The following is a 23064-nucleotide window of genomic DNA, read 5'->3' on the forward strand; positions in this document are numbered from 1 at the left end:
CCGGCTGGTCGAGACCGGCTCTCCGACTCAGGATGGCGGCAGGCCTGCGGCCTTGTCCAAGGTGCGATCGGGGACGGTGTTGATGAAGCGTAGAAGCATGCTTGCCGGAACGGCGGCCGCAGCCGCCGCCATGCTGCAGGGCAAGGCGTCGAGGGCAGCGACCTATCCAGCCTCGCGCGTGCTGCGCTTCGTCCCGCAGAGCGACCTCTCCAACATGGATCCCGTGTGGTCCAGCAATTTCGTCGTGCGCAACGCGGGACTTCTCGTCTGGGACACGCTCTACGGCGTCGACAGCGAGATGCGTCCGCAGCGCCAGATGGTCGGGCATGAGGAGGTCTCGCCGGACGGCCTGCGCTGGACCTTCACCTTGCGCCCCGGCCTGCGGTTCCATGACGGCGCCCCGGTCCGCGCGCAGGACGCCGTCGCCAGCCTCAAGCGCTGGGCCGTGCGCGATACCATGGGGCAACGCATCGCATCGATCCAGGACAGCCTGGCCGCGCTCGACGACCGCACCTTCCGCTGGACCCTGAAGCGGCCCTTCCCGAAGATGCTGTTCGCCCTGGCCAAGTCGAACACGCCCTGCACCTTCGTCTTCCCCGAACGGGTCGCCCAGACCGACCCCTTCAAGATGATCACCGAGTTCGTCGGCAGCGGTCCGATGCGCTTCGTGAAGGACGAGTGGGTCATCGGCTCCGGCGCGGCCTTCGAGCGCTTCGCCGACTACGTTCCGCGCGACGAGCCGGGATCGTGGATGGCGGGGGGAAAGCGCATCCATTTCGACCGCATCGAATGGCGCGTCCTGCCGGACGCCGCGACCGCCGCGAACGCGCTCATGACGGGCGAGGTCGACTGGGTCGAAAGCCCGCAGCCGGATCTCCTGCCGCTGCTGGCCGGCAACCGCGCGGTGCGGACGGGGATTTCCAATCCCTTGGGGACCGTGACGGCCATCCGGCTCAATCACAAGCAACCGCCCTTCGACAACCCCGCCCTGCGCCGCGCCCTGCTCATGGCCATCGACCAGGACGACTACACGATCTCCATCGCGGGCGACGACCCCGCCATGCGCAAGCGCATGATGAGCTTCTTCACCCCCGACACCCCGCTCTACACCGAGGCGGGGTCCGACCTCCTGAAGCGGCCGCGCGACCTCGCGGCCGCACGGAAGGCGATCGTCGATGCCGGCTACAAGGGCGAGCCCCTGGTCCTGCTGTCGGCCCAGGACATCCACAACATGCGTGCCGCCAGCGACGTCTCGGCCGAGCTGTTCCGGCAGCTGGGCTTCAATGTCGAGCTGGTCGCCACGGACTTCGCCACCATCCAGGTCCGGCGCGGCAACAAGGGCCCCGTATCGCAGGGAGGCTGGAGCGCCTTCTCGGCCACCCATTCGGGGATCGATTGCATCAATCCCGCCGCGTATTTCGGGCTTCGCGCGAATGGGGACAGGGCATGGTTCGGCTGGCCTGACAGCGCGCGCGTCGAGGAGGACATCCGCGACTGGTTCGATGCGCCGGACCTGGAGGCGGAGAAGGCGATCGCGCAGCGCATCAACGCGCATGCGATGGAGGACGTGGTGTTCGTGCCGACCGGCCTGTTCCTCAACAAGCATGCCTGGCGCAACGGGATGGACGGCATCGTCTCGGCGCCGATGCCCGTCTTCTGGGACGTCAGGAAGCCCGCCTAGAGCCTCGCAGGCGGCGAGATCGGCAAGCAGCAGGGCGGGATCGATCAGCACGGCCCCGCAGGCTGCCGCGCGCCCCGGCATCCGCCGATCGCATTCCGCTGATCCGCCGCAGCAGGGGCGTTGATGCCGTATGCCCAATGACAAGGCACATGGTCTTGCGTCATGCACAAGACCTGCGCCGGATTGCCACGTCCTGTGCACAAGGCTGGGATGAGAAGCGCCGGCTGGTGGCCGAGGGGTCGCGATGCAATCTGTCGCAGCCGGCCCCCATGGAGAAAGGAACTGCATAGGGGGCACCCCGTGCAGGAAGCTGGACCACCATGACCACACGCGCCGATCCCGACGCCCATCGCCCGCTGACCCGTCAGGACGCGCGCACCCTGGCCCTCGCCTCGCTGGGCGGGGCGCTCGAATTCTATGACTTCATCATCTTCGTCTTCTTCACTTCCGTCATCGCGCACCTCTTCTTTCCGCCCGGCATGCCGGACTGGCTGCAGCAGACACAGGCCTTCGGCATCTTCGCCGCGGGCTACCTCGCCCGTCCGCTGGGTGGCATCGTCATGGCGCATTTCGGCGACCTGTTCGGCCGCAAGCGCATGTTCACCCTCTCGGTCTTCCTGATGGCCGTGCCGACGCTGCTGATGGGCGTCATCCCCACCTATGCGACGGCCGGCTATGCCGCCCCCGTCATGCTGCTGGCGCTGCGCCTGCTACAGGGCGCGGCCATCGGCGGCGAGGCGCCGGGCGCCTGGGTCTTCGTGTCCGAGCACGTGCCCGACCGGCATGTCGGCTTCGCCTGCGGCCTGCTGGCGGGTGGGCTGATCGCCGGCATCCTGCTCGGCTCGATCATGGCGACCGCCATCAACCTGATCTACACCCCCGCCGAGATCGCCAGCTGGGCCTGGCGCATTCCCTTCGTCGTCGGCGGCATCGCGGGCTTCATCGCCATGATCCTGCGCCGCTGGCTGCAGGAGACACCCGTCTTCGAAGCGATCCGCGCCCGCGCCGAAACCAGCGAGATGCCGCTGAAGGAGGTGCTGCACCGCCACGGCCGCGGCACCGTGATCTCCATGCTGATCACCTGGATGCTGACCGCGGCCATCGTGGTGGTCATCCTGATGACGCCCACCCTGATGCAGAAGCTGCACGGCATCCCGGCGGCCGATACGCTGATGGCAAGCGTCGCCGCGACCCTGGTGCTGAGCCTGTCCGCGCCGCTGGCCGGGGTGGCGATCGACCGCTTCGGTCCGCTGCCCGTGATGGTGCTGGGCGGCCTGGGGCTGATCGCCAGCACCTACGCGCTCTATATCGGCACCGCCGCCAACCCCGCCCTGCTGCTGCCGCTGCACGCCCTGGCCGGGCTGTTCGTCGGCGTCATCAGCGTGACGCCCTACGTGATCGTGCGCTCCTTCCCGGCGGCGATCCGCTTCACCGGCATGTCCTTCTCCTACAACGTCGCCTACGCCATCTTCGGCGGCGTGACGCCGATGGTCGTCTCCGCCCTGCTGGCGGTGGACCGCATGGGGCCGGCCCACTACGTGGCAGGCGTGACCCTGGTGGGCATCGCCACCGTCGCCGCCGACCGACTCCGCCGCGTGGCGCGGCCACGGATGGTGGCAGGAATCCCCGCGCGCTGACGTCCAGGCGCGGTTGGCGGTTCAACGACGGACCGGGAGGGGACGCCGTCCCCTCCCAGACCCTCCCCTGCCGGGGCCACAAGCGGGCCCCGGTCCCCGCTGGGAATCTGGTGCTTCCGGTGGGCGTCAGCCTCCGGGCTGAACCCTGACGGCGCGCGGACAGGCGGGACTCCGAAGTAGCTTCAGAGGGCGTCAGCGAGTGCGGAGGCCGTGCTCGCCGAGGAGCCAAGCTCCTCGGCGCCACGACCCCGTCGAAAGCTGTCCCGCGGCAGCGCTGATCGGGTCCAGGGCCCGCAGGGTCCTGGCGGAGTGGGGGTACGGGGGCGAGGCAGAGCCTTGCCCCCGGGACACGGGCACCACCCGGCAGGCGTCAACGCATCATGCCGCGGCGGCGGCGGGTCCGGCGCTGTGGCTGCCCAGGACCGTTCCAGTCTCCGCGTCGATCTCCTGCAACCGCACCTCGTAGCCCCAGAGGGCTGCGACGTAGCGCAGCGTGGCTTCGGCATCCTTGCGGGCCAACCGCTGCCCGGGGCGGGTGCGGTGCTCCAGCATCAGCCGGCGGTCGCCGGAGAGGTCCACATCCACCACCTGCACGTCCGCATCGGCCTCCGACGGGTCGTAGGTCTGGGCCAGGCTGCGGCGGATGGCGCGGTAGCCCGCATCGTCATGGATCGCATCCACCACCAGGGCGGTGTCCGAGGTGTCGTCCAGCAGCCGGAACATGCGGAAGCGCCGCATGACAGCGGGGGACAGGAACTGCAGCACGAAGCTCTCGTCACGGTAGTTGGCCCAGGCGTGGCGCAGCGTGCCGACCGGGTCGCCATTGCCGGCGATGTCGGGGAACCAGCTCCGGTCCTCCTCCGTCGGATCGGTGCAGAGCCGCTCGATGTCGTTCATCATGGCGTAGCCGAGCGCATAGGGGTTGAAGGCCGGCCCGCCCCCCGGCTCGTCGAAGCCGGGCTGGAGGATGACGTTGCTGGTGGAGTGCAGCACCTCCAGGAAGGCGGCGTCGTCGATCCGCCCCGTCTCGTGCAGCCGCGTCATGATGCGCTGGTGGACCCAGGTGGCGCAGCCCTCGTTCATCAGCTTGGCCTGGATCTGCGGGTAGAAGTACTGTGCGATCTGGCGCACGATCCGCACGATCTCGCGCTCCCAGGAGCGCAGGCGCGGCGAGACCTTCTCGATGAAGTAGAGCAGGTTCTCCTCCGGCAGCCCCAGCCGGCGCCGCCGCTCCGCCACCTGGTCCGGGCCGGTGTCCGTCTTCGCGGTGGGCAAGGTGCGCCACAGGTCGTCGAACATGCGCTCGTCGTATTCGCGCCGCTCGCGCTCGCGCTTCTGGTCGGTCTTGAGGTTCAGCGGCCGCGCGCCGCCGTGCCGGTGAACGCCGTGGCGCGAGAGGGCATGGGCCGCGTCCAGCACCCGCTCCACCGCGACGACGCCGTGCCGATCCTCGCAGGCGGCGATGTAGCGGCGGGCGAATTCCAGGTAGTCGAGGATGGAGGCGGCATCCGTCCATTGCTGGAACAGGTGGTTGTTGCGGAAGAAGTGGTTGTGGCCGAAGGCGGCGTGGGCGATCACCAGCGCCTGCATCGTCGCCGTGTTCTCCTCCATCAGGTAGCTGATGCAGGGGTTGGAGTTGATGACCACCTCATAGGCGAGGGACATGTGCCCGCGCCGGTAGCTGGTCTCGTTCTGCAGGAAGCGCTTGCCGTAGGACCAGTGCCGGTAGGTGATCGGCATGCCGTGCGCGGCGTAGACGTCGAGCATCTGCTCGGCGGTGATGACCTCGATCCGGTTGGGATAGACCTCCAGCCCCAGCTCCTTCGCCGCGATCTCCTCGATCGCGTCGTAGCTGCGGCGGAGCGTGCCGAAATCCCAGTCCGTGCCCTGGTAGATCAGCCCGTCGCTCATGCCGGGGCGGCCCCCGCGGCGGCGGCCGGCTTGCGGCCGAAGAGCTGGCGGAAGACGGGGAAGATGTCGCGCTTGTCGCCCACCCGGCTCATCGCCAGCTTCGGCGCGCGTCGCGACAGAGGCTCGTAGCCGCGCCAGAGGTCCGTCTCGCCCCGGATCATCGCCGCCGAGGCGGAGACCTCGATATAGGCGAAGTGCTGGACCAGCGGCAGGATGTCCTTCTCCAGCATCGACACCGCCTGCTGCGTGTCGCTGAGCGAGTTGTCTCCGTCCGAGGCCTGGGCGGCGTAGATGTTCCAGCTGTCCTCCGGGTAGCGCTCCTTCTGGATGCGCGCCATCTCGGCGAGCGCGGTGGAGACGACGGTGCCGCCGGTGCGCGGGTCGGTGAAGAAGGTGTTCTCGTCCACCTCCTCCGCGGTTTCCGTGTGGCGGATGAAGACCAGCTCCACGCGCTTGTACCGCCGCTCCAGGAAGACGTGCAGCAGCAGGAAGAAGCGCTTGGCCAGGTCCTTCATCGTCTCGGACATGGAGCCGGAGACGTCCATGAGGCAGAACATCACCGCGCGCGGCGACGGCTTCGGAAGCTGGGTGAAGCGGCGGTAGCGCAGGTCGACCGGATCGACCCAGGGAACGCGGGCCATGCGGCGCATCGCCTGCTCCAGCTCCAGCCGCAGGAGGCGCAGCCGCTCCGGCTCCTCGCCCGCCTGCTCCAGCGCCGCGATCTCCAGCTCCAGCGCCAGCACCTCCTCGCTCTTGGGGCGGCGAAGGCCGATGCGGCGGGCCATGGACTGGCGCATCGTGCGCGCCATGTCGATCTGCGACGGCGTGCCGTCCACGCTGATGCCCGTGCGGATCGGCGCGCTGATCTCCGTGGACATGACCTGGCCCTTCACCAAGTCCGGCAGCTCCAGGTCGTCGAAGAACAAGTCGAGGAACTCCTCCCGCGTCAGGACGAAGCGGAAGCCCTCCTCGCCGCTGCCGCTCCCCTGGCCGTCGCCGCTGCCGGACCCGCCGCCACCGCCGCCGGGCGGCCGGTTGATCCGGTCGCCCACCGAGAACTCGCGGTTGCCGGACAGGACGAAGTGGCGCTTTCCCTCGGTGAAGACGGTGTGGAAGCTCGGCTCGTTCAGCGCGTCGGCGGGGATGGTGACCGCCTGGTCGCGCCCGACCTCGCGCAGCGTGCCCTTCGCCACCGCGTCCCGCGTCGCCTGGGTGACGGCGGCACGGGCGCGGGCGATGACGCGCTGCCGGTTCTCGAGGTTCTTGCCGTGCGGGTTCGGTCTTCGGTCGATGATGTCCAAGGGGCGTCCTCAGGCCGACTGCTTCACCCGCATGTACCACTCGACGAGCCGCCGCACCTGCCGTTCCGTATAGCCGCGGGCGACCATGCGGGCGACGAACTCGTTGTGCTTGCGCTCCGTCTCGTTGTCCTTCTTGGAGCCGAAGCTGATGACCGGCAGCAGGTCCTCGACCTGGCTGAACATGCGCTTCTCGATCACCTCCCGGATCTTCTCGTAGCTGGTCCAGGAGGGATTCTTCCCGCCATTCGCCGCCCGGGTGCGGAGGGCGAACTTCACCACCTCGTTGCGGAAGTCCTTGGGGTTGGCGATGCCCGCGGGCTTCTCGATCTTGGTCAGCTCCGCGTTCAGCAGCTCGCGGTTCAGCATCTGCCCCGTGTCGGGGTCCTTGAAGTCCTGGTCCTCGATCCAGGCATCGGCATAGTCGAGGTAGCGGTCGAACAGGTTCTGGCCGTAGTCGCCGTAGCTTTCCAGATAGGCCTTCTGGATCTCGTTGCCGATGAACTCCGCGTAGCGCGTCGCCAGCTCGCTCTTGATGCTGGTGAGGTAGGCAGCCTCCGTCTCCGGCGGGAACTGCTCGCGCCGGATCGCCTGCTCCAGCACGTACATCAGGTGGACCGGGTCGGCCGCCACCTCGCTGGGCGAGTGGTTGAAGGTCGCCGAGAGCACCTTGTAGGCGAAGCGGGTGGAGATGCCGTCCATCCCCTCGTCCACGCCGGCCGCGTCGCGGTACTCCTGCATGGTCTTCACCTTGGGATCGGTCTCGCGGATGTTCTCCCCGTCATAGACCCGCATCTTGGCGAAGGGCCGCGAGTTGGCGTGCGGCTTCAGGCGCGACAGCACGGCGAAGCGCGCCAGCATCTCCAGCGTGTGCGGCGCGCAGGGCGCATCGGCCAGGGCCGAGCCGGAGAGCAGCTTCTCGTAGATCTTCCGCTCCTCCGTCACGCGCAGGCAGTAGGGAACCTTGATGACGCTGACGCGGTCGAGGAAGGCCTCGTTGGTGCGGTTGTTGCGGAAGGACTGCCACTCCGCCTCGTTGGAATGGGCCAGCAGGATGCCCTGGAAGGGGATGGCGCCGATGTTCTCGGTACCGAGGTAGTTGCCCTCCTGCGTCGCCGTCAGCAGCGGATGCAGCATCTTGATCGGCGCCTTGAACATCTCGACGAATTCGAGGATGCCCTGGTTCGCGCGGTTCAGCCCGCCGGAGAAGCTGTAGGCGTCCGGGTCGTTCTGGCTGTACATCTCCAGCTTGCGGATATCGACCTTGCCGACCAGGGCGGAGATGTCCTGGTTGTTGTCGTCGCCCGGCTCCGTCTTGGCGACGGCGATCTGGCGGCGGCGGGAGGGGTAGAGCTTCACCACCCGGAAGCGGGAGATGTCGCCGTCGAACTCGGCGAGCCGCTTCAGCGCCCAGGGGCTGGCGATGCCGGTCAGCACGCGGCGGGGGATGCCGTAGCGCCCCTGCAACGCCTCCCCCATCGTCTCCGGATCGAAGAGGCCGAGCGGACTCTCGAAGACGGGGCTGAGGTCCTTGCCCGCCTTGAGCACGAAGATCGGCTCGCGCTCCATCAACGCCTTCAGCCGCTCGCTCAGCGACGACTTGCCGCCCCCGACCGGCCCCAGCAGGTAGAGCACCTGCTTGCGCTCCTCCAGCCCCTGCGCCGCGTGGCGGAAGAAGCCGACGATCCGCTCGATCGTCTCCTCCATGCCGTGGAACTCGGAGAAGGCGGGATAGATGCGGACGGTGCGGTTCATGAAGATCCGCCCCAGCCGCGGATCACGGGAGGTGTCGATCACCTCCGGCTCGCCGATCGCGCGGAGCATGCGCTCCGCCGGGCTGGCATAGCATTGCGGGTCGTCGCGGCACGCTTCCAGATACTCGGCGAGGCTCATCTCCACTTCGCGTGTGCGGTCGTGAAGGCTCGCATGCAGCTCGAAGACGTCGTCCGGTCGATCCATCCAGCATGCTCTCCGAAAGAGCCGGTGATGTCGGCGCAAACCCGGTCAAATGTAAGCGTCGCACCCATGAGCGATCCGGGGCGCAATACTTACGATCCTCCCGGCTCCATCTGCTTCCCTCATCCTCGGCGACCTCTGGGACTGTAGCCTACACACCCCGGGGCTGCACGGAATTCCTTTGATTACGGGAACCTCGATACATTCGGTGATGTTGGCTCGCAGGATCGTGCGCGCCATGGCGCGGCGCAACACCCTTGCGTCCAACGAAGCCCGCAGGGAATGGAAGGCAAGTTTCGGGCCAAACGGCGCAATACTGCGTCTGCCGTGCCTCCGGCGACACGGTCCCTCATGAAGTTGGGGCGACCCCGAATCGGGTGGATCCCGCACCCGGACGCAATGCCGGGGCCGCGCCCGGCCAGGTCCTGGCGCCGGCGGGCGATGGGCGGCGCCGGCCGGTCTGCCCCGGCCGGCGCCCCCGGGTCAGAACTCGACCTTGTCCCCGCCCTTGAGCGACAGGATCTCCCGCGCCTCGTCCGGCGTCGCGACCTCCAGCCCCAGCCCCTCGATGATCTGGCGGGCGGAGCGCACCTGCTCCGCATTGGTCTCGGCCAGCCGGCCGGGACCGGCCCAGAGGCTGTCCTCCAGCCCGACGCGGACATTGCCGCCCATGGCCGCCGACATGGCCGCGATGGGGAGCTGGTTCCGCCCGGCGCCGAGGACGGACCACTTGTACTGGTCGCCGAACAGCCGGTCCGCGGTGCGCTTCATGTGCATCACGTCGTCCGGATGCGCCCCGATGCCGCCCTGGAGGCCGAAGACGGTCTGGATGAACAGCGGCGCCTTCACCAGCCCGCGGTCGAAGAAGTACTTCAGATTGTAGAGGTGCGCCGTGTCGTAGCACTCGAACTCGAAGCGCGTGTCGTTCCCGGCGCAGGTGGTCAGGATGTGCTCGATGTCGCCGAAGCTGTTGCGGAAGATGATGTCCTTGTTGGCGAGGTACTCCCGCTCCCAGGGGTGCTTCAGCTCCTTGAAGCGGTCGAGCATCCCGAACAGGCCGAAGTTCATCGAGCCGAGGTTCAGCGACGCCACCTCCGGCTTGAAGGTCGCGGCGGGGCGCACGCGCTCCTGGATCGTCATGGTGGGCGCGCCGCCCGTGGTCAGGTTCACCACCACGTCGGATCGCTGCTTGATGACCGGCAGGAACTTGGCGAAGGCCTCGGGCGACTGGTCGGGCCGCCCGTCCCGCGGGTCGCGGGCGTGCAGATGAACGATGGCCGCCCCGGCCTCCGCCGCGCCGATGGCAGCGTCGGCGATCTCCTCCGGCGTGACGGGCAGGTGTGGGGACATGGACGGCGTGTGGATCGCCCCCGTCACCGCGCAGGTGATGATGACCTTGCGCTTGCTCGCCATGCTCAAACGTCCTTCTCCTGTTGCGCCCGCTCTTGCTGGACCTTGTGCGCCCGCAGCGCCGCGAGGCGCCGGTCGCGCCAGGCCATCTTCGCCGGCAGGTCGGGGGCGGCCCGCCACTGCGACAGGATGGCCCGGACCGCCGCCTCGCCATAGACCTCGGGCGCCGCCGGCGCGGCGGCAAGGCGCTTATAGAACCCCGTGTAGCGGGCGCAGTAGTCCGGGATGCCGCCGGGCGCGTTCAGCTCGATCGTCTCGAACGGCCCCATGAAGCTCCAGCGCAGGCCGAGCCCGTCCGCCACGGTCCGGTCCAGGTCCTGCGGCGTGACGTAGCCCTCCGCCACCAGCCGGAAGGCCTCGGCCAGCAGCGCGCCCTGGAGGCGGTTGAGGATGAACCCCTCCACCTCCTTCAGCACGGTGACAGGCACCTGCCCGATCGCCTCGTAGACCGCGCGCGCCCGGGCGATGGTCTCCGGCGCCGTCCACTCGGCCCCCGACAGCTCCACCAGCGGGATCAGGTGTGGCGGGTTGACGGGATGCCCGATCAGGCAGCGCGCCCGCCCCGGCAGCGCCCCGGCGAAGAGCGAGACCCGGATCGCCGAGGAGGAGGAGGCCAGGATCGCCCCGGGGGGCGCCGCCGCATCCATCCGGGCGAAGAGGTCGCGCTTGACCTCCAGCGTCTCCGGTCCGTTCTCCTGCACGAAATCCACGCCGGCCAGCGCCTCCTCCAGCGTGGCGACGGCGGCGATCCGGCGGGCGGCGCCCTCCGGGTCGTCGCAGAGCCCCTGCTCCGCGAGGTCGCGCAGCCCCTGGGCGCAGAGGCCCACGGCCTTCCCCGCCACCCCCTCGGCGGGGTCCCACAGGCGCACGGTCCAGCCGGCCCGCGCGAAGATGGCGGCCCAGGCCCGGCCGATCAGCCCGGACCCGACGATGGCAACGGTCTCGCTCACAGCCACAGCACCTTCCGACGCAGCTCCTCATCCTCGCGCAGCAGGCGGGACTCGCCCGTCCACTGCACCGCGCCGCGCTCCAGCGCGACGGTCCTGTCCGACAGCGCCAGGGCGAGGTCGAGGTGGTGGTCCACGATGATGATGGACACCTCCCGCCGCAGCAGGTCGAAGGTCTCGAACAGCTCCTCGGTCACGGCCGGCGAGAGGCCCTCGAAGGGCTCGTCCAGCAGCAGCAGCCGCGTGTCGCCGGACAGGGCCCGGGCGACGGCCACCATCTGCTGCTCGCCGCCGGAGAGGCGGTCGGCCGCGACGTTCCAGCGCTCCCGCAACCGGGGGAAGAACTGCAGGATACGCTCCTCCTCCCAGTGCACCCCGGCGCCGGTGATCCGCTTCAGCCGGCCCAGGCCGAGATTCTCGGCCACCGTCATCCCGGCGAAGAGGCCCCGCCCCTGGGGCACGAAGCCCACCCCGCGGCGGGCCACCTGGTCGGGCGGCAGGCCGGCGATCTCGTCCCCGCCCAGGGCGATCCGCCCGGAGGCGGGGCGGGCCGTGCCGATCAGCGTCTTGAGCAGGGTGGACTTGCCCGCGCCGTTGCGCCCCAGCAGCGCGACGATCTCGCCCTGCCGCACGGCCAGGGTCACGTCGTTCAGGATGTGCGACTTGCCGTAGAAGGTGTTGACCTTCTCCATCACCAGCAGGTCGCGGTCCACTGCGGCGCTGGCGCGCGGCTTTGCGGCGACGGCGGAGGCGCCGGAGCCGAGGTAGACCGCCTGCACCCCCGCATCGTCGCGCGCGTCGGCGACGCTGCCATCCACCAGCACCTGCCCGTCCGCCATCACCGTCACCCGGTCGGCGAGGCGGAAGACGCGGTCGATGTCGTGTTCCACCAGCAGCACGGGGATGTCGGCGGACAGGGTCTTGATGAGGTCGCCCACCCGCTCGCGCTCGGCGGCGGCGAGGCCGGCCAGCGGCTCGTCCAGCAGCAGGATGCGCGGCCGCGTCGCCAGCGCCAGCCCCATGTCGAGCAGGCGTTGCCCGCCATAGGAGAGGCTGCCCGCCTCCGCCTGCTCCACGCCCGCGAGGCCGGTCCAGCGCAGCAGCTCCGCCGTGTCGGCGCGCAGCTCCGGGATGGCATGGGCGTCGCGGAACAGGGCGAAGCGGTGCGGGTGCCGCGCCTGCACGGCCAGGCGGATATTCTCCTCCACCGACAGCCCCGCGAAGAGGTTGGTGATCTGGAAGCTGCGGCCCAGCCCGGCCCGGGTGATGGCGTGCGCCTCCATCCCGTCCACCCGCTGCCCGTCCAGCGTCACCCGCCCCTCGTCCAGCGGGAACATGCCGGAGAGCAGGTTGAAGGCGGTGGTCTTGCCCGCGCCGTTCGGCCCGATCAGCGCATGCAGCCGCCGGTCCTCCACGGCGAAGGAGACGCCGCGCACCGCCTTCACGCCGCCGAAGCTCTTGCGCATGGCCTCCGCCGCCAGCACCGGCCCCGCCGCCGTGCCCTCGCGGATGAAGCGCGACGGGATGCGGCCGCTGGCCCCGGTCCGGCGCGCGGCCATGGCGGCTCCCTCGGCCGGCGGCTTCGGGCGGAAGGGTGCCAGCACGCGCCGCGCCACCCCCACCAGCCCGTCGGGCGAGAAGACGATGAAGCCGACGAAGAGCAAACCGAAGATCAGCAGCCAGTTCGACGTCCACATGGACAGGAACTCGCGGAACAGGATGTAGAACAGCGCGCCCAGCGCCGGGCCGAGGAAGGAGCGCATGCCGCCGATCACCACCATCGCCAGCAGCTCGCCGGAGAAGGCGATGGTGATGGGGTCGGCCGAGGCGAAGCGGTGGTTGAACACGCCCAGCGCCCCCGCGAGGCCGGTGACGGTGGCCGAGACCACGAAGGCCAGCAGCTTGTAGCGGTTGGTGTCGTAGCCGAGGAAGCCGGCGCGCTGCTCGTTCTCCCGGATCGCCACCAGCGTGGTGCCGAAGGGCGAGCGGTGCAGCCGCCACAGCCCCGCCACCACGGCGAAGGCGATGGCGGCGACGACGCCGTAGAAGAACCGCGGATCGTCCAGCACCGCCCAGCGTGCCACGCCGCCCAGCCCGTTCTCGCCGCCGGTGAGGTCCGTCCAGCGGAAGGCGATGGCGAAGAGCATGGCGGTGAAGGCCAGCGTCAGCAGCGAGAAGTACACGCCGCGCCGCCGCAGGATCAGCGCGCCCGCCACCAGCGAGGCGGCGGCGACGATCAGCAGGGCGCCCAGCAGCGGCAGCACCATGCCGCCCGGCAGGACATGGCGCTGCAGCAGGGCCGCGGCATAGGCGCCGATGCCGAACCAGGCGCCGTGGCCGAAGGAGACGAGGCCCGTCCAGCCGACCAGGATGTTCAGCCCCATCACGGCGATCGCCATGATGACCACGTCGGTGGCGGTGGTCAGCGTCAGCCCCAGCGCGTCCAGCAGTAGAGGCAGCAGCAGCAGCGCGCCGAGCGCGACCAGCAGCGGCTGCACCGGGCGCAGCGCGCCGGGACGGCGCAGCGCCTCGCCGGGCGACGGGGGGGAAGAGGTGTCCAGCGGCACGGGGCGCCTCACTCGAAACGCTGGATGCGCTCGCCCAGCAGGCCGCGCGGGCGCAGCAGCAGGACCAGCACCATCAGCAGGTAAACGGCGGCCTCGGTGGCGGGGGGATAGGCATAGGCGGCGAGGCCGCGCACCACGCCCACGATCAGCGCCGCGAGCACCACGCCCCAGAAGGAGCCGAGCCCGCCGATCACCACCACGACGAAGGCGAAGGTCAGGATCTCCGCCCCCATGGTGGGGGTCACGCCGGTGACCGGGGCCATCATCGTCCCGGCCAGCGCGGCGAGCCCGACCGCGATCATCACCACCGCCGTCATGTAGGGGCGCAGCGAGATGCCGAGCGCCGCCACCATGTCGGGGTTCTGCACCCCCGCCCGCACCACGCGGCCGAAGGCGGTCCGCGTCAGCAGCACCCAGAGCCCGGCGACGCAGAGCACGGCCACGGCCAGGATGATCAGCCGGTATTGCGAGTAGATGAACTCGCCCACGAAGACCTGCCCGCGCAGCCAGGTCGGAATGGAGAAGGGCACCGGCGCCGCGCCGAAGACCATGCGCAGCGTCTGCTCCGCCACCATGGCGAGGCCGAAGGTCAGCAGCAGGCTGAGGATGGGATCGCCGCGGTAGAAGCGGCGCAGCAGGACGCGCTCGATCACCAGCCCCAGCAGCGCCACCAGCAGGGGCGAGGCGATCAGCGCGCCGCCGAAGCCGATGCTGGGCGACAGCGCCACCGTCAGGTAGGCGCCGATCGCGTAGAAGGCGCCATGGGCCAGGTTGACGATGCCGCCCAGGCTGAAGATCAGCGACAGGCCGAGGGCGATCAGCAGGTAGTAGGCCCCGATGAGCAGCCCGTTCAGGACCTGCTCCAGGATGAACACAAGCTCCACGGCGCTCCCTCCCACGCGGCCGCGCCCGGACCTGCCGGGCGCGGCCAGCTCCCTCAGTCGCGGAAGACGCAGGCGTTCTCTTCCGCGGTGGCGGCGAGCACCTCCGGGTCCTCGTTCGGGCCCGGGATCGGGGGCGAGGAGCGGAAGATGTCCCAGCGGTTCTTCACCTCCGCCGCCGGCAGCGCGGTGATGGCGTACATCTCGCCGATCAGCTGGTGGTCGCGGGCGCGGTAGAAGCCTTCGCGGCCCTTGGCGATGTCGAACCGCGCGCCCTTCTCCAGGTGCTCCACCACCTTGGCCGGCTCGACCGAGCGCAGCTCGTTCATCGAGGCGGCGATCACCTTCATGGTGGTGTAGTCGCCCCAGGCCTGGTTCTCCGGCGGCCGGTTGAACTTCTTCTGGTAGGCGGCGACGAAGGCCTTCGCGGAGGGCGCCTCGACCAGGTGGTGCCAGACCACCGGCCAGGTGCCGAGGAAGTTGCCCGGCCCGGCGCCCCAGGCCAGGGCGGTGTCGAAGCCGAAGCCGCCGACCGGGAAGCGCAGCCCGTACTCGCTGTACTGCTTGAGGAAGTTGGTGATCTGCGCCCCCGCGAGGTTGCAGATCACGAGGTCCGGCCGCGCCTGCCGCAGCTTCAGCAGGAAGGGGGAGAAGTCGGTCAGCTCCGTCGGGATCAGGTCCTCGCCCGCCACCGTCGCGCCGTTGGCGCCCAGGAACTGCTTCGCCACGCGCAGCAGGTCGTGGCCGAAGGCGTAGTCGGCCGTCAGGGCGTAGTACTTCTTCCCCTTCACCAGCCCCTGGTCCAGCAGGGCGCGGCCGGCAGCGCGCACCATCATGCTGTTCTGCGATTCCGTGTGGAACATGAAGCGCTTGCAGTCGGAGCCGCGCAGCGCGTCGGAGTTGGCGCCGGTGTTGAAGAACAGCACCCGCTCGCGCTGCACCACCTGACCGATGGCCAGCGCGGAGGCGGAGTTGATCTCGCCCACGATGCAGGCGACGCGGTCGCGCTGCGCCAGGCGCTCCGCCTTCTGCGAGGCGGTCTGCGGGTTCACGCTGTCCTCGTAGATCACCTCGACCTTGCGGCCGTTGATGCCGCCGGCGGCGTTGATCTCCTCGGTGGCGAGCTGCACCGCCTGGACCGCGAATTCGCCCAGCGGGCCGAGGAAGCCGGTGCGCGGCGTCAGGTGGCCGATCTTCAGCACGTCGGGCTGCCCCTGGGACAGGGCGGGCGTGGCGAGCGTCGCGACGCCCGCGGCGAGCAGGCCGCGGCGCGACAGCGCATGGCGATGGATCATGGTCTGATACGTCCTCCCAACCGGCCTGAACGGCTCTGTGTCGCGACCCCTGCGTCACGGCGCGGCCGGTCATGCGGCCTTGTCGTGATCTGTGATCACAGGCACGATGCCAGGGCCGACCCGCCCCTGTCCAGCCCCCGGAACGACCACCCCCGGCAGACCGCACGCCATGACCGCCGCCGAAGCCTTGGAATCCCTGCCGCTGCTGGAACGCCGCACCCTCGGCGAGACGGTGCACGGCCATCTGGCGGAGCTGCTGATCTCCGGGCGGCTCGCCCCGGGGGAGCGGCTCTCCCTGCGCGACACCGCGGCGGCGCTGGGCGTCTCCGTCATGCCGGTGCGCGAGGCGGTGGCGCGGCTGGTGGCCGATGGCGCGCTGGAGGTGGCACCCAACCGCGCCGTGAGGGTTCCGGTGATGACGGCGGGCCGCTTCCTGTCCCTCGCCGAGACCCGCGCGGAGGTGGAGGGCCTTGCCGCCGCCCGCGCCGCCACGCACCGCAGCCCCGCGCAGCTCGACGCCATCCGCCGGGCGGAGGCCGCCTTCCGCGCCATGGCCGCGCGCCCGCGCCCGGACCGGCGGCGCGCGGTCGCGCTGAATCGCGACGTGCACTTCCGCATCTACGAGGCCTGCGGCCTGCCGCCGCTGCGCGACATCATCGCCGGGCTGTGGCTGAAGATCGGGCCGGTGCTGAACCTGGACCTGCGCCAGCATCCGGAACGGCTGCGCCAGGGCACGGCGCTGCGCTGGCATGCGCTGGCGCTGGCCGGGATCGAGGCCGGCGACGGCGACGCGGCGCGCGCGGCCATCGCCGCCGACATCGCCGATGCGGCCGCCTTCATCGTCTCGCGCGGCGGGCTGCCCGACGAGGCCCCCGGCGGGAACTGACACGGAACAGGGAGGAACGACGCATGGACATGGGAATCGCCGGGCTGCGGGTGCTGGTCACCGCCGGAGGCGCGGGCATCGGCCGCGGCATCGTGGACGCCTTCGTCGAGGAGGGGGCGAAGGTCTTCACCTGCGACATCGACGCCGCCTCGCTCGCCACCCTGCCGGAGGGGGTGGGGAGCATGGCCGTGGACGTGGCCGACCGCGCCCAGGTCGCGGCGCTGTTCGACGCGGCGCTGGGCTTCCTAGGCGGGCTGGACGTGCTGGTGAACAATGCCGGCATCGCCGGGCCCACCGGCCGGGTGGAGGAGCTGAACCCGGAGGACTGGGACCGCTGCCTGCAGGTCTGCCTGACCAGCCAGTTCGACTGCGCCCGCCTGGCGGTGCCGCATCTGCGGCAGAGCGCCAACCCGTCGATCGTGAACCTCTCCTCCGCGGCGGGGCGCTTCGGCTTCGCCCTGCGCTCGCCCTATGCGGCGGCGAAATGGGGGGTGATCGGCTTCACCAAGTCGCTGTCCATCGAGCTGGGCGAGGCGGGCATCCGGGTGAACGCCATCCTGCCCGGGCTGGTCGCGGGCGACCGGCAGCGCCGCGTGCTGGAGGCCAAGGCCCAGCAGAAGGGCGTCAGCTTCGCCGAGATGGAGCGGACCGCCTTCTCCTTCACCTCGATCAAGGAGTACGTCACCGCCCGGCAGCTCGCGGACCAGGTGCTGTTCCTCTGCTCGCCACGCGGCCGGACGATCTCCGGCCAGGCCATCGCGGTGGATGGCGACACGCGCATGCTGTCCTGACCCCACGCTCCTGGGCGGGGCAGCGGTTGACAGGCCCCGCCCTCCCCGGCCCATCGTGCCGGCGCCACGGGGAGGACAGGGGATGGCCAGCGGATTGCGCAAGGGTCTCACGAGCTACGGCGATGCGGGGTTCTCGCTGTTCCTGCGCAAGGCCTTCATCAAGGCGGCGGGCTATTCCGGCGACGCGCTGGACCGGCCGATCGTGGGCATCACCGACACGGCCAGCGACTTCAACCCCTGCCACGGCAACGCGCCGCAACTGATCGAGGCGGTGCGGCGCGGGGTGATGCTGGCGGGCGGGCTGCCGATGAACTTCCCCACCATCTCCATCGGGGAATCCTTCGCCAACCCGACCAGCATGTACCTGCGCAACCTGATGGCGATGGACACGGAGGAGATGCTCCGCGCCCAGCCGATGGACGCCGCCGTGCTGCTGGGCGGCTGCGACAAGACTCTGCCGGCGGCGATCATGGGCGCGGCCTCGGCCGGCATCCCCGCCATCGTCATCCCCGTGGGGCCGATGGTGGTGGGGCACCACCGCGGCGAGGTGCTGGGCGCCTGCACCGACTGCCGCCGCCTCTGGGGCCAGCACCGCGCCGGCAGGATCGACGCGGCGGAGATCGAGGTGATCAGCGGCCGGCTGGCGCCCTCCGTCGGCACCTGCATGGTGATGGGCACCGCCTCCACCATGGCCTGCCTGATCGAGGCGATGGGGCTGTCGCTGCCGAACAGCGCGGCCATCCCGGCCCCGCATGCGGAGCGCTTCCGCTGCGGCGAGGCCACGGGCAAGGCCGCCGTCGCCATGGCCCTGCGCCAGGGGCCGCGCCCGGCGCAGCTCATCACCGAAGCCTCGCTGCGCAACGCCATGGTCGTGCTCCAGGCGATCGGCGGCTCCACCAACGGCATCGTCCACCTCGCGGCCATCGCCGGGCGCGTCGGCCTTCCCTTCGACCTGGAGGCGTTCGACGCCATCGGGCGCGAGGTGCCCGTGCTGGTGGACCTCAAGCCCTCCGGCGACCACTACATGGAACACCTGCACCATGCCGGCGGCGTGCCGCGCCTGCTGCGGGAACTGGCGCCCTTCCTCGACCTCGACGCGCCGACCGTCACCGGCGGCACGCTGCGCGACTATGCCGACGCGGCCGAGGAGGTGCCGGGGCAGACGGTGATCCGCCCGCGCTCGGCGCCGCTCAAGCCCATGGGCGGGACGGCCGTGCTGCGCGGCAACCTCGCGCCGGGCGGGGCGGTCATCAAGCACGCCGCCGCCTCGCCCGCGCTGCTGCAGCATACGGGCCGCGCCGTGGTCTTCGAGAGCATCGAGGACATGACCAGCCGTGTCGACGACCCCGATCTGGACGTGACGGCCGACGACGTGCTGGTCCTGCTCAACGCCGGGCCGAAGGGGGCGCCGGGCATGCCGGAGGCGGGCTACCTGCCCATCCCGAAGAAGCTGGCCCAGGCGGGGGTGAAGGACATGGTCCGCATCTCCGACGCGCGCATGTCCGGCACCGCCTTCGGCACCATCGTGCTGCACGTCACGCCGGAAAGCGCGGTGGGCGGACCGCTCGGCCTGGTGCGGGACGGCGACAGGATCCGCCTGGACGTCGAGGCGCGACGCATCGAGCTGCTCGTGGATGAGGCGGAGCTGGAACGCCGCCGGGCCGAGCCGCGCCCGGCGCGGCCGGCGCCGAAGCGGGGCTATGCGAAGCTGTTCCACGACACGGTGCTGCAGGCCGACCAGGGCTGCGACTTCGACTTCCTGACGGGGACGGAGGAGTAGGCGCCGCCGCAGCCGCGACGGAGGGGGCCGGGGCTCCCCTCCTCCCGGATGAGGGGCATCGGGGAGCGATGCGCGGCGGCGGGGCCGGCCCCGGGTCAGGGATGCCGGCGCAACCCGCGGAAAGCGGCGGGGCGACGGAGCGCCTAAGGCTGCGGCCCCCAACGCCGAGGACCGCCCCGTGCCGCCCCTTCCCGCCCCCTTCCGCCGCCTTGCCGCCTCCAACCTGGCCGCGCAGCTCTCCGAGCAGCTCGCCCTGGCGGCGGCGCCGCTGGCGGCAGTTCTGCTGCTGGGCGCCGGGGCGACGGAGACGGGGCTGCTGCAGACGGCGCAGACCCTGCCCTTCCTGCTGCTCTCCCTCCCCATCGGGGTGCTGGCGGACCGCTCCTCGCGGCGGCGGCTGATGACGGGGGCGGAAGCGCTGCGGGCGCTGTCGCTGCTGCTGCTCCTGGCGCTGCTGCTGACGGGCGGGCTGGACCTGGCCTTGCTGGCGGGGCTGGGCGCGCTGGGGGCCGTGGGGACGGTGGCCTACAGCATCGCGGCCCCGGCGCTGCTGCCGACCATCGTGGCGCGGGACCGGCTGGCCGAGGCCAACCGCTGGCTGGAGCTGGCGCGCAGCACCGCCTTTGCCGCCGGTCCCGCACTGGGCGGTGCGCTGGTCGGCTGGGCCGGCGCGGCGCCGGCCTATGCCGCGGCGGCCGGGCTGTCGCTGCTGGCGACGGGCCTGCTGTCCGGCCTGCCGGAGCCACCCGCATCCGCGGGCCCGCGCCAGCCGGTGGCGGCGGCGCTGCGCGAGGGCGCGGCCTTCGTGCTCGGCCATCCGCTGCTGCGGCCGGTGCTGGCCACGGCCGTCTGCTTCAACGCCGCCTGGTTCGTGCTGCAGGCCGTCTACGTCGCCTATGCGGTGGAGCGGCTGGGGCTGGGCGCGGCCGGAATCGGCGCCACGCTGGGCCTCTACGGCGTCGGCATGGTGGCGGGCGCGGCGCTGGCGCCGGTGCTGGCACGCCGCCTGTCCTTCGGCGCGCTGGTCGCCGCCGGGCCGCTCAGCGCGCTGGCGGCGGCGCTGCTGATGCTGGCCACGCTCGCCTGTCCCGGCATCGCCGCGGTGCTGGCGGGCGTGGCCTTCCTGCTCTTCGGCGCGGGACCGATCCTGTGGACCATCGCCACCACCACGCTGCGGCAGTCGGTGACGCCGATCCGGCTGCTGGGGCGCGTCTCGGCGGTGGTCATGACCGCCACCTTCGGCGCACGGCCGCTCGGCGCCGCGCTGGGCGCGCTGCTGGCTGCGCGCTTCGGGACGGAAGCCTGTCTCTGGGCCGCGGCGGCGGGCTTCGCGGCGCAGGCGGCGATCCTGCTCGCCTCGCCCGTGCCCCGGCTGGCACGGCAGCCGGGGATGGCGTGACGCGCAACGGAACGGCGCCGCGCGGCGGGGCGACGGGATGACAGCGCCGCCACCCTGCCCCAAGCTGCGCGACGGCCATGCGAATCAGCTGCCGGGGCCGGGCAGGAGGACGGCGTGACGACATGATCCGGGCAGCCATCATCGGCCTCGGCACCTGGGGGCAGAACCTGGTCCGCAGCGTGCAGGGCGTCAGTCCCGAGATCCGCTTCGTCGCCGGCGCGACGCGCACGCCGGAGAAGGCGCGGGACTTCGCGGAGGCGAACGGCCTGCGCCTGTTGCCGCGCTACGAGGACGTGCTGGCCGATCCCGGGATCGACGCGGTGGTGCTGGCCACCCCGCACACCCAGCACACGGAGCAGATCGTCGCCGCGGCGCGGGCCGGCAAGCCCGTCTTCAGCGAGAAGCCGCTGGGCGTGAACGCGGCGGAGGCGCAGCGCGCCGCCCGGGCCTGCGCCGAGGCGGGGGTGACGCTGGGCGTCGGCTACAATTGGCGCTTCCAGCCGGCGCTGCAGGCGATCCGCGGGCTGATCGACGACGGCACGCTGGGCCGCGTGCTGCACATCGAGGGCAATTTCTGCGGCCCCAGCGCCTATCGCTTTCCCCAGGGGCACTGGCGCCACGACCGGCGGGAGGGACCGGCCGGCGGCATGACCGGGCGCGGCGTGCATGTGGTGGATGCGATGCTCTACCTCGCCGGGCCGATCGAGCAGGTCACGGCGCAGAGCGTCCGGCTGGTGCAGGATTTCGGGATGGACGACACCACCTCGATGCTCTTCCGCTTCGCCGGTGGCGCCACCGGCTACCTGGGCACGGTGATCGCCACGGCGGAAACCTGGCGGCTGCAGGTCTTCGGCAGCGAGGGCTGGGCCGAGGTCGGCGATGTCGAGCACCTGCACACCTGGGATCTGCGGCTCTGCCGGATCGACCGCGACAATATCGGGCACAAGCAGCGGCCCGAGGTTCGGAGCTTCCCGAAGACCAGCACGGAGCGCGCGGAGCTGGAGCACTTCGCGCGCGAGGTCGCGGCAGGCCGGCCGATCGTGCGACCGGGCGGCGATGCCGTGCACAACGTGGCGGTGCTCGAGGCGATCCTCGCCTCCGCCACGGCGCAGGCGCCCGTGCGCGTCCAGGCCGTCGCCGGCTGATGCGCGACATGCCGCCGCGCTCCGCCCCCGCGTCCGAGGCGCCCGCGATGCCGCGCGCCGGACGGCGGCACTGGCTGCTGGCCATGGCCGCCGCCGCATCGGGAGGGGCCGCCGCCCGGGCCCAGGCGCCCGGCGCCGCGGCCTATCCCAGCCGCCCGGTCCGGGTGGTGGTCCCCTCCCCGCCCGGCGGGCCGCCCGACCTGATCCTGCGCGCCATCAACCCGGCGATGACCGCGTCGCTGGGCCAGCCCATCGTGGTGGAGAACCGCGCGGGCGGCGGCGGGCTGGTCGGCACCGCCTTCGTCGCCCGCCAGCCGGCGGATGGCTACACTTGGCTCTTCACCACCGCCTCGCACACCAACATCCCGCCCTTCAACGACAACGTCAGCTATGACCCCGTGCGCGACTTCACCCACGTCACCCTCGCCGCGCAGAATTTCGGCCAGGCGCTGGTGGTGCGCCCGGACCTGCCGGCGCGCAGCGTCGGGGAGCTGGTCGCGCTGGCGCGGCAGGAGCCGGGGAAGCTCACCTACGCCAATGCGGGCAACGGCACCGCCAGCCACATCCCCGCGGAGGTGATGAAGAGCATGACGGGGACGGACATCCTCTCCGTGCCCTATCGCGGCGTGGCGGAGGCGACCAGCGACCTGCTCAGCGGCCGCGTGGACATGTTCTTCGTCGGCACGCAGATCGCGCTGCAATTCGTGCAGAGCGGCCAGCTCCGCGCCCTGGCGCTGACCGGCCGGCGCCGCTGGAAGGGCATGCCGGAGGTGCCGACCATGGAGGAGTCGGGGCTGCCGGGCTTCGAGGTGGTGAACTGGTTCGGCCTCTGGATGCCCGCCGGCGCGCCGGCGGAGATCGTGGCCAGGGTGCATGGCGCCGTCGCCGAGGCGGTCGCCCGGCCGGAGGTGCGGCAGCAGTTCGACACGCTGGGGCTGGAGAGAGTGGCCATGCCGCCCGACCGCTTCGCCGCCTTCGTGGCGGAGCAGGCACAGGCGGCACAGGAGATCGGCCGCCGGGTCAACGGCACGGCGAAACCGTAGGCCGGGCGCAGCCTCCAGACGCCCGGGCAGGGAAACCGCCGCACGGAGCCCGCCCCTCGGGATAGCTTGGCCTGTCGTGCTGCCGTGTTCCGGCGTCGGACCGGGAGGGGACGCCGTCCCCTCCCAGACCCTCCCCTGCCGGGGCCACAAGCGGGCCCCGGTCCCCGCTGGGAGTTGGCTCTTCGTGGCTGCCGTCAGCCTGCGGGCTGAACCCTGACGGAACACGGACAGGCGGGACTCTGAAAAAGCTTCAGAGGGCGTCAGCGAGTGTAGAGGCCGTACCCGCCGAGGAGCATGGCTCCTCGGCGCTGTGACCCCGTCGCAGGTTGTCCCGCGGCAGCGCCGATCGGGTCCAGGGCCCGCAGGGTCCTGGCGGAGTGGGGGTATCGGGGGCGAGGCAGAGCCTTGCCCCCGGGCCACGGGCGCACCCCACGCGG

The 23064-nt window shown here is 71.3% G+C and carries 16 protein-coding genes; 8 read left to right on the forward strand and 8 right to left on the reverse strand.

What is annotated here, in order from left to right:
• The first annotated feature begins 97 nt into the window (after positions 1-97).
• The gene (locus tag LPC08_RS15580) at positions 98-1681 is read left to right on the forward strand and encodes an ABC transporter substrate-binding protein (RefSeq protein ID WP_230449150.1); all 1584 of its coding nucleotides are present in this window, start codon (positions 98-100) and stop codon (positions 1679-1681) included.
• A gap of 320 nt (positions 1682-2001) precedes the next feature.
• Positions 2002-3318, forward strand: coding sequence for an MFS transporter (locus tag LPC08_RS15585; RefSeq protein WP_230449151.1), 1317 nt, complete (start codon positions 2002-2004; stop codon positions 3316-3318).
• Positions 3319-3696: 378 nt separating this feature from the next.
• On the opposite strand, the gene LPC08_RS15590 is transcribed toward LPC08_RS15585, so the two are convergent.
• The 8 genes from LPC08_RS15590 to LPC08_RS15625 form a co-directional block, all read right to left on the reverse strand.
• Positions 3697-5229 (reverse strand): SpoVR family protein, encoded by a 1533-nt coding sequence (locus tag LPC08_RS15590; protein WP_230449152.1) that lies wholly within the window; start codon positions 5227-5229, stop codon positions 3697-3699.
• Positions 5226-6530: a YeaH/YhbH family protein gene (locus LPC08_RS15595; RefSeq protein ID WP_230449153.1), complete on the reverse strand. Its 1305-nt coding sequence runs from the start codon at positions 6528-6530 to the stop codon at positions 5226-5228. The genes LPC08_RS15590 and LPC08_RS15595 overlap by 4 nt, the downstream gene beginning before the upstream one ends.
• Positions 6531-6539: 9 nt before the next feature.
• On the reverse strand, positions 6540-8486 hold the full coding sequence (locus LPC08_RS15600; protein ID WP_230449154.1) for a PrkA family serine protein kinase: 1947 nt from the start codon (positions 8484-8486) through the stop codon (positions 6540-6542).
• 480 nt (positions 8487-8966) lie between these two features.
• A complete protein-coding gene (kce, locus tag LPC08_RS15605; RefSeq protein ID WP_230449155.1) occupies positions 8967-9896 on the reverse strand; it encodes a 3,5-dioxohexanoate:acetyl-CoA acetone transferase in 930 nt (309 codons plus the stop codon).
• Between the two features lie 2 nt (positions 9897-9898).
• Positions 9899-10843 carry a 3-hydroxyacyl-CoA dehydrogenase gene (locus LPC08_RS15610; protein ID WP_230449156.1) on the reverse strand — a complete coding sequence of 315 codons (945 nt, stop codon included), beginning with the start codon at positions 10841-10843 and terminating at the stop codon, positions 9899-9901.
• Positions 10840-13407 (reverse strand): branched-chain amino acid ABC transporter ATP-binding protein/permease, encoded by a 2568-nt coding sequence (locus tag LPC08_RS15615; RefSeq protein ID WP_230449157.1) that lies wholly within the window; start codon positions 13405-13407, stop codon positions 10840-10842. Before LPC08_RS15615 ends, LPC08_RS15610 begins: the two co-directional genes overlap by 4 nt.
• Before the next feature lie 8 nt (positions 13408-13415).
• Entirely contained in the window at positions 13416-14291 is an 876-nt protein-coding gene (locus LPC08_RS15620) for a branched-chain amino acid ABC transporter permease (protein ID WP_230449158.1), read from the reverse strand.
• A 53-nt stretch (positions 14292-14344) separates the two neighbouring features.
• Entirely contained in the window at positions 14345-15583 is a 1239-nt protein-coding gene (locus LPC08_RS15625; RefSeq protein ID WP_230449159.1) for an ABC transporter substrate-binding protein, read from the reverse strand.
• Positions 15584-15752: 169 nt separating this feature from the next.
• Between LPC08_RS15625 and LPC08_RS15630 the strand changes: the two genes are divergently transcribed.
• From LPC08_RS15630 to LPC08_RS15655, 6 genes are all read left to right on the forward strand, one after another.
• Entirely contained in the window at positions 15753-16469 is a 717-nt protein-coding gene (locus LPC08_RS15630; protein WP_230449160.1) for a GntR family transcriptional regulator, read from the forward strand.
• Between the two features lie 23 nt (positions 16470-16492).
• Complete coding sequence (locus LPC08_RS15635; protein WP_230449161.1) at positions 16493-17260, forward strand: SDR family oxidoreductase; 768 nt, start codon at positions 16493-16495, stop codon at positions 17258-17260.
• Between the two features lie 82 nt (positions 17261-17342).
• Positions 17343-19040, forward strand: coding sequence for an IlvD/Edd family dehydratase (locus LPC08_RS15640; RefSeq protein WP_230449162.1), 1698 nt, complete (start codon positions 17343-17345; stop codon positions 19038-19040).
• Between the two features lie 178 nt (positions 19041-19218).
• A complete protein-coding gene (locus LPC08_RS15645) occupies positions 19219-20439 on the forward strand; it encodes an MFS transporter (protein WP_230449163.1) in 1221 nt (406 codons plus the stop codon).
• Positions 20440-20561: 122 nt separating this feature from the next.
• A complete protein-coding gene (locus tag LPC08_RS15650; RefSeq protein ID WP_230449164.1) occupies positions 20562-21584 on the forward strand; it encodes a Gfo/Idh/MocA family protein in 1023 nt (340 codons plus the stop codon).
• Positions 21584-22627, forward strand: a complete 1044-nt coding sequence (locus LPC08_RS15655) for a tripartite tricarboxylate transporter substrate binding protein (protein ID WP_230449165.1) — start codon at positions 21584-21586, stop codon at positions 22625-22627. The genes LPC08_RS15650 and LPC08_RS15655 overlap by 1 nt, the downstream gene beginning before the upstream one ends.
• The last annotated feature ends 437 nt before the right edge of the window (positions 22628-23064 follow it).

The organism is Roseomonas sp. OT10 (genome assembly GCF_020991085.1).
In the GTDB taxonomy this organism is placed as follows: domain Bacteria; phylum Pseudomonadota; class Alphaproteobacteria; order Acetobacterales; family Acetobacteraceae; genus Roseomonas; species Roseomonas cutis.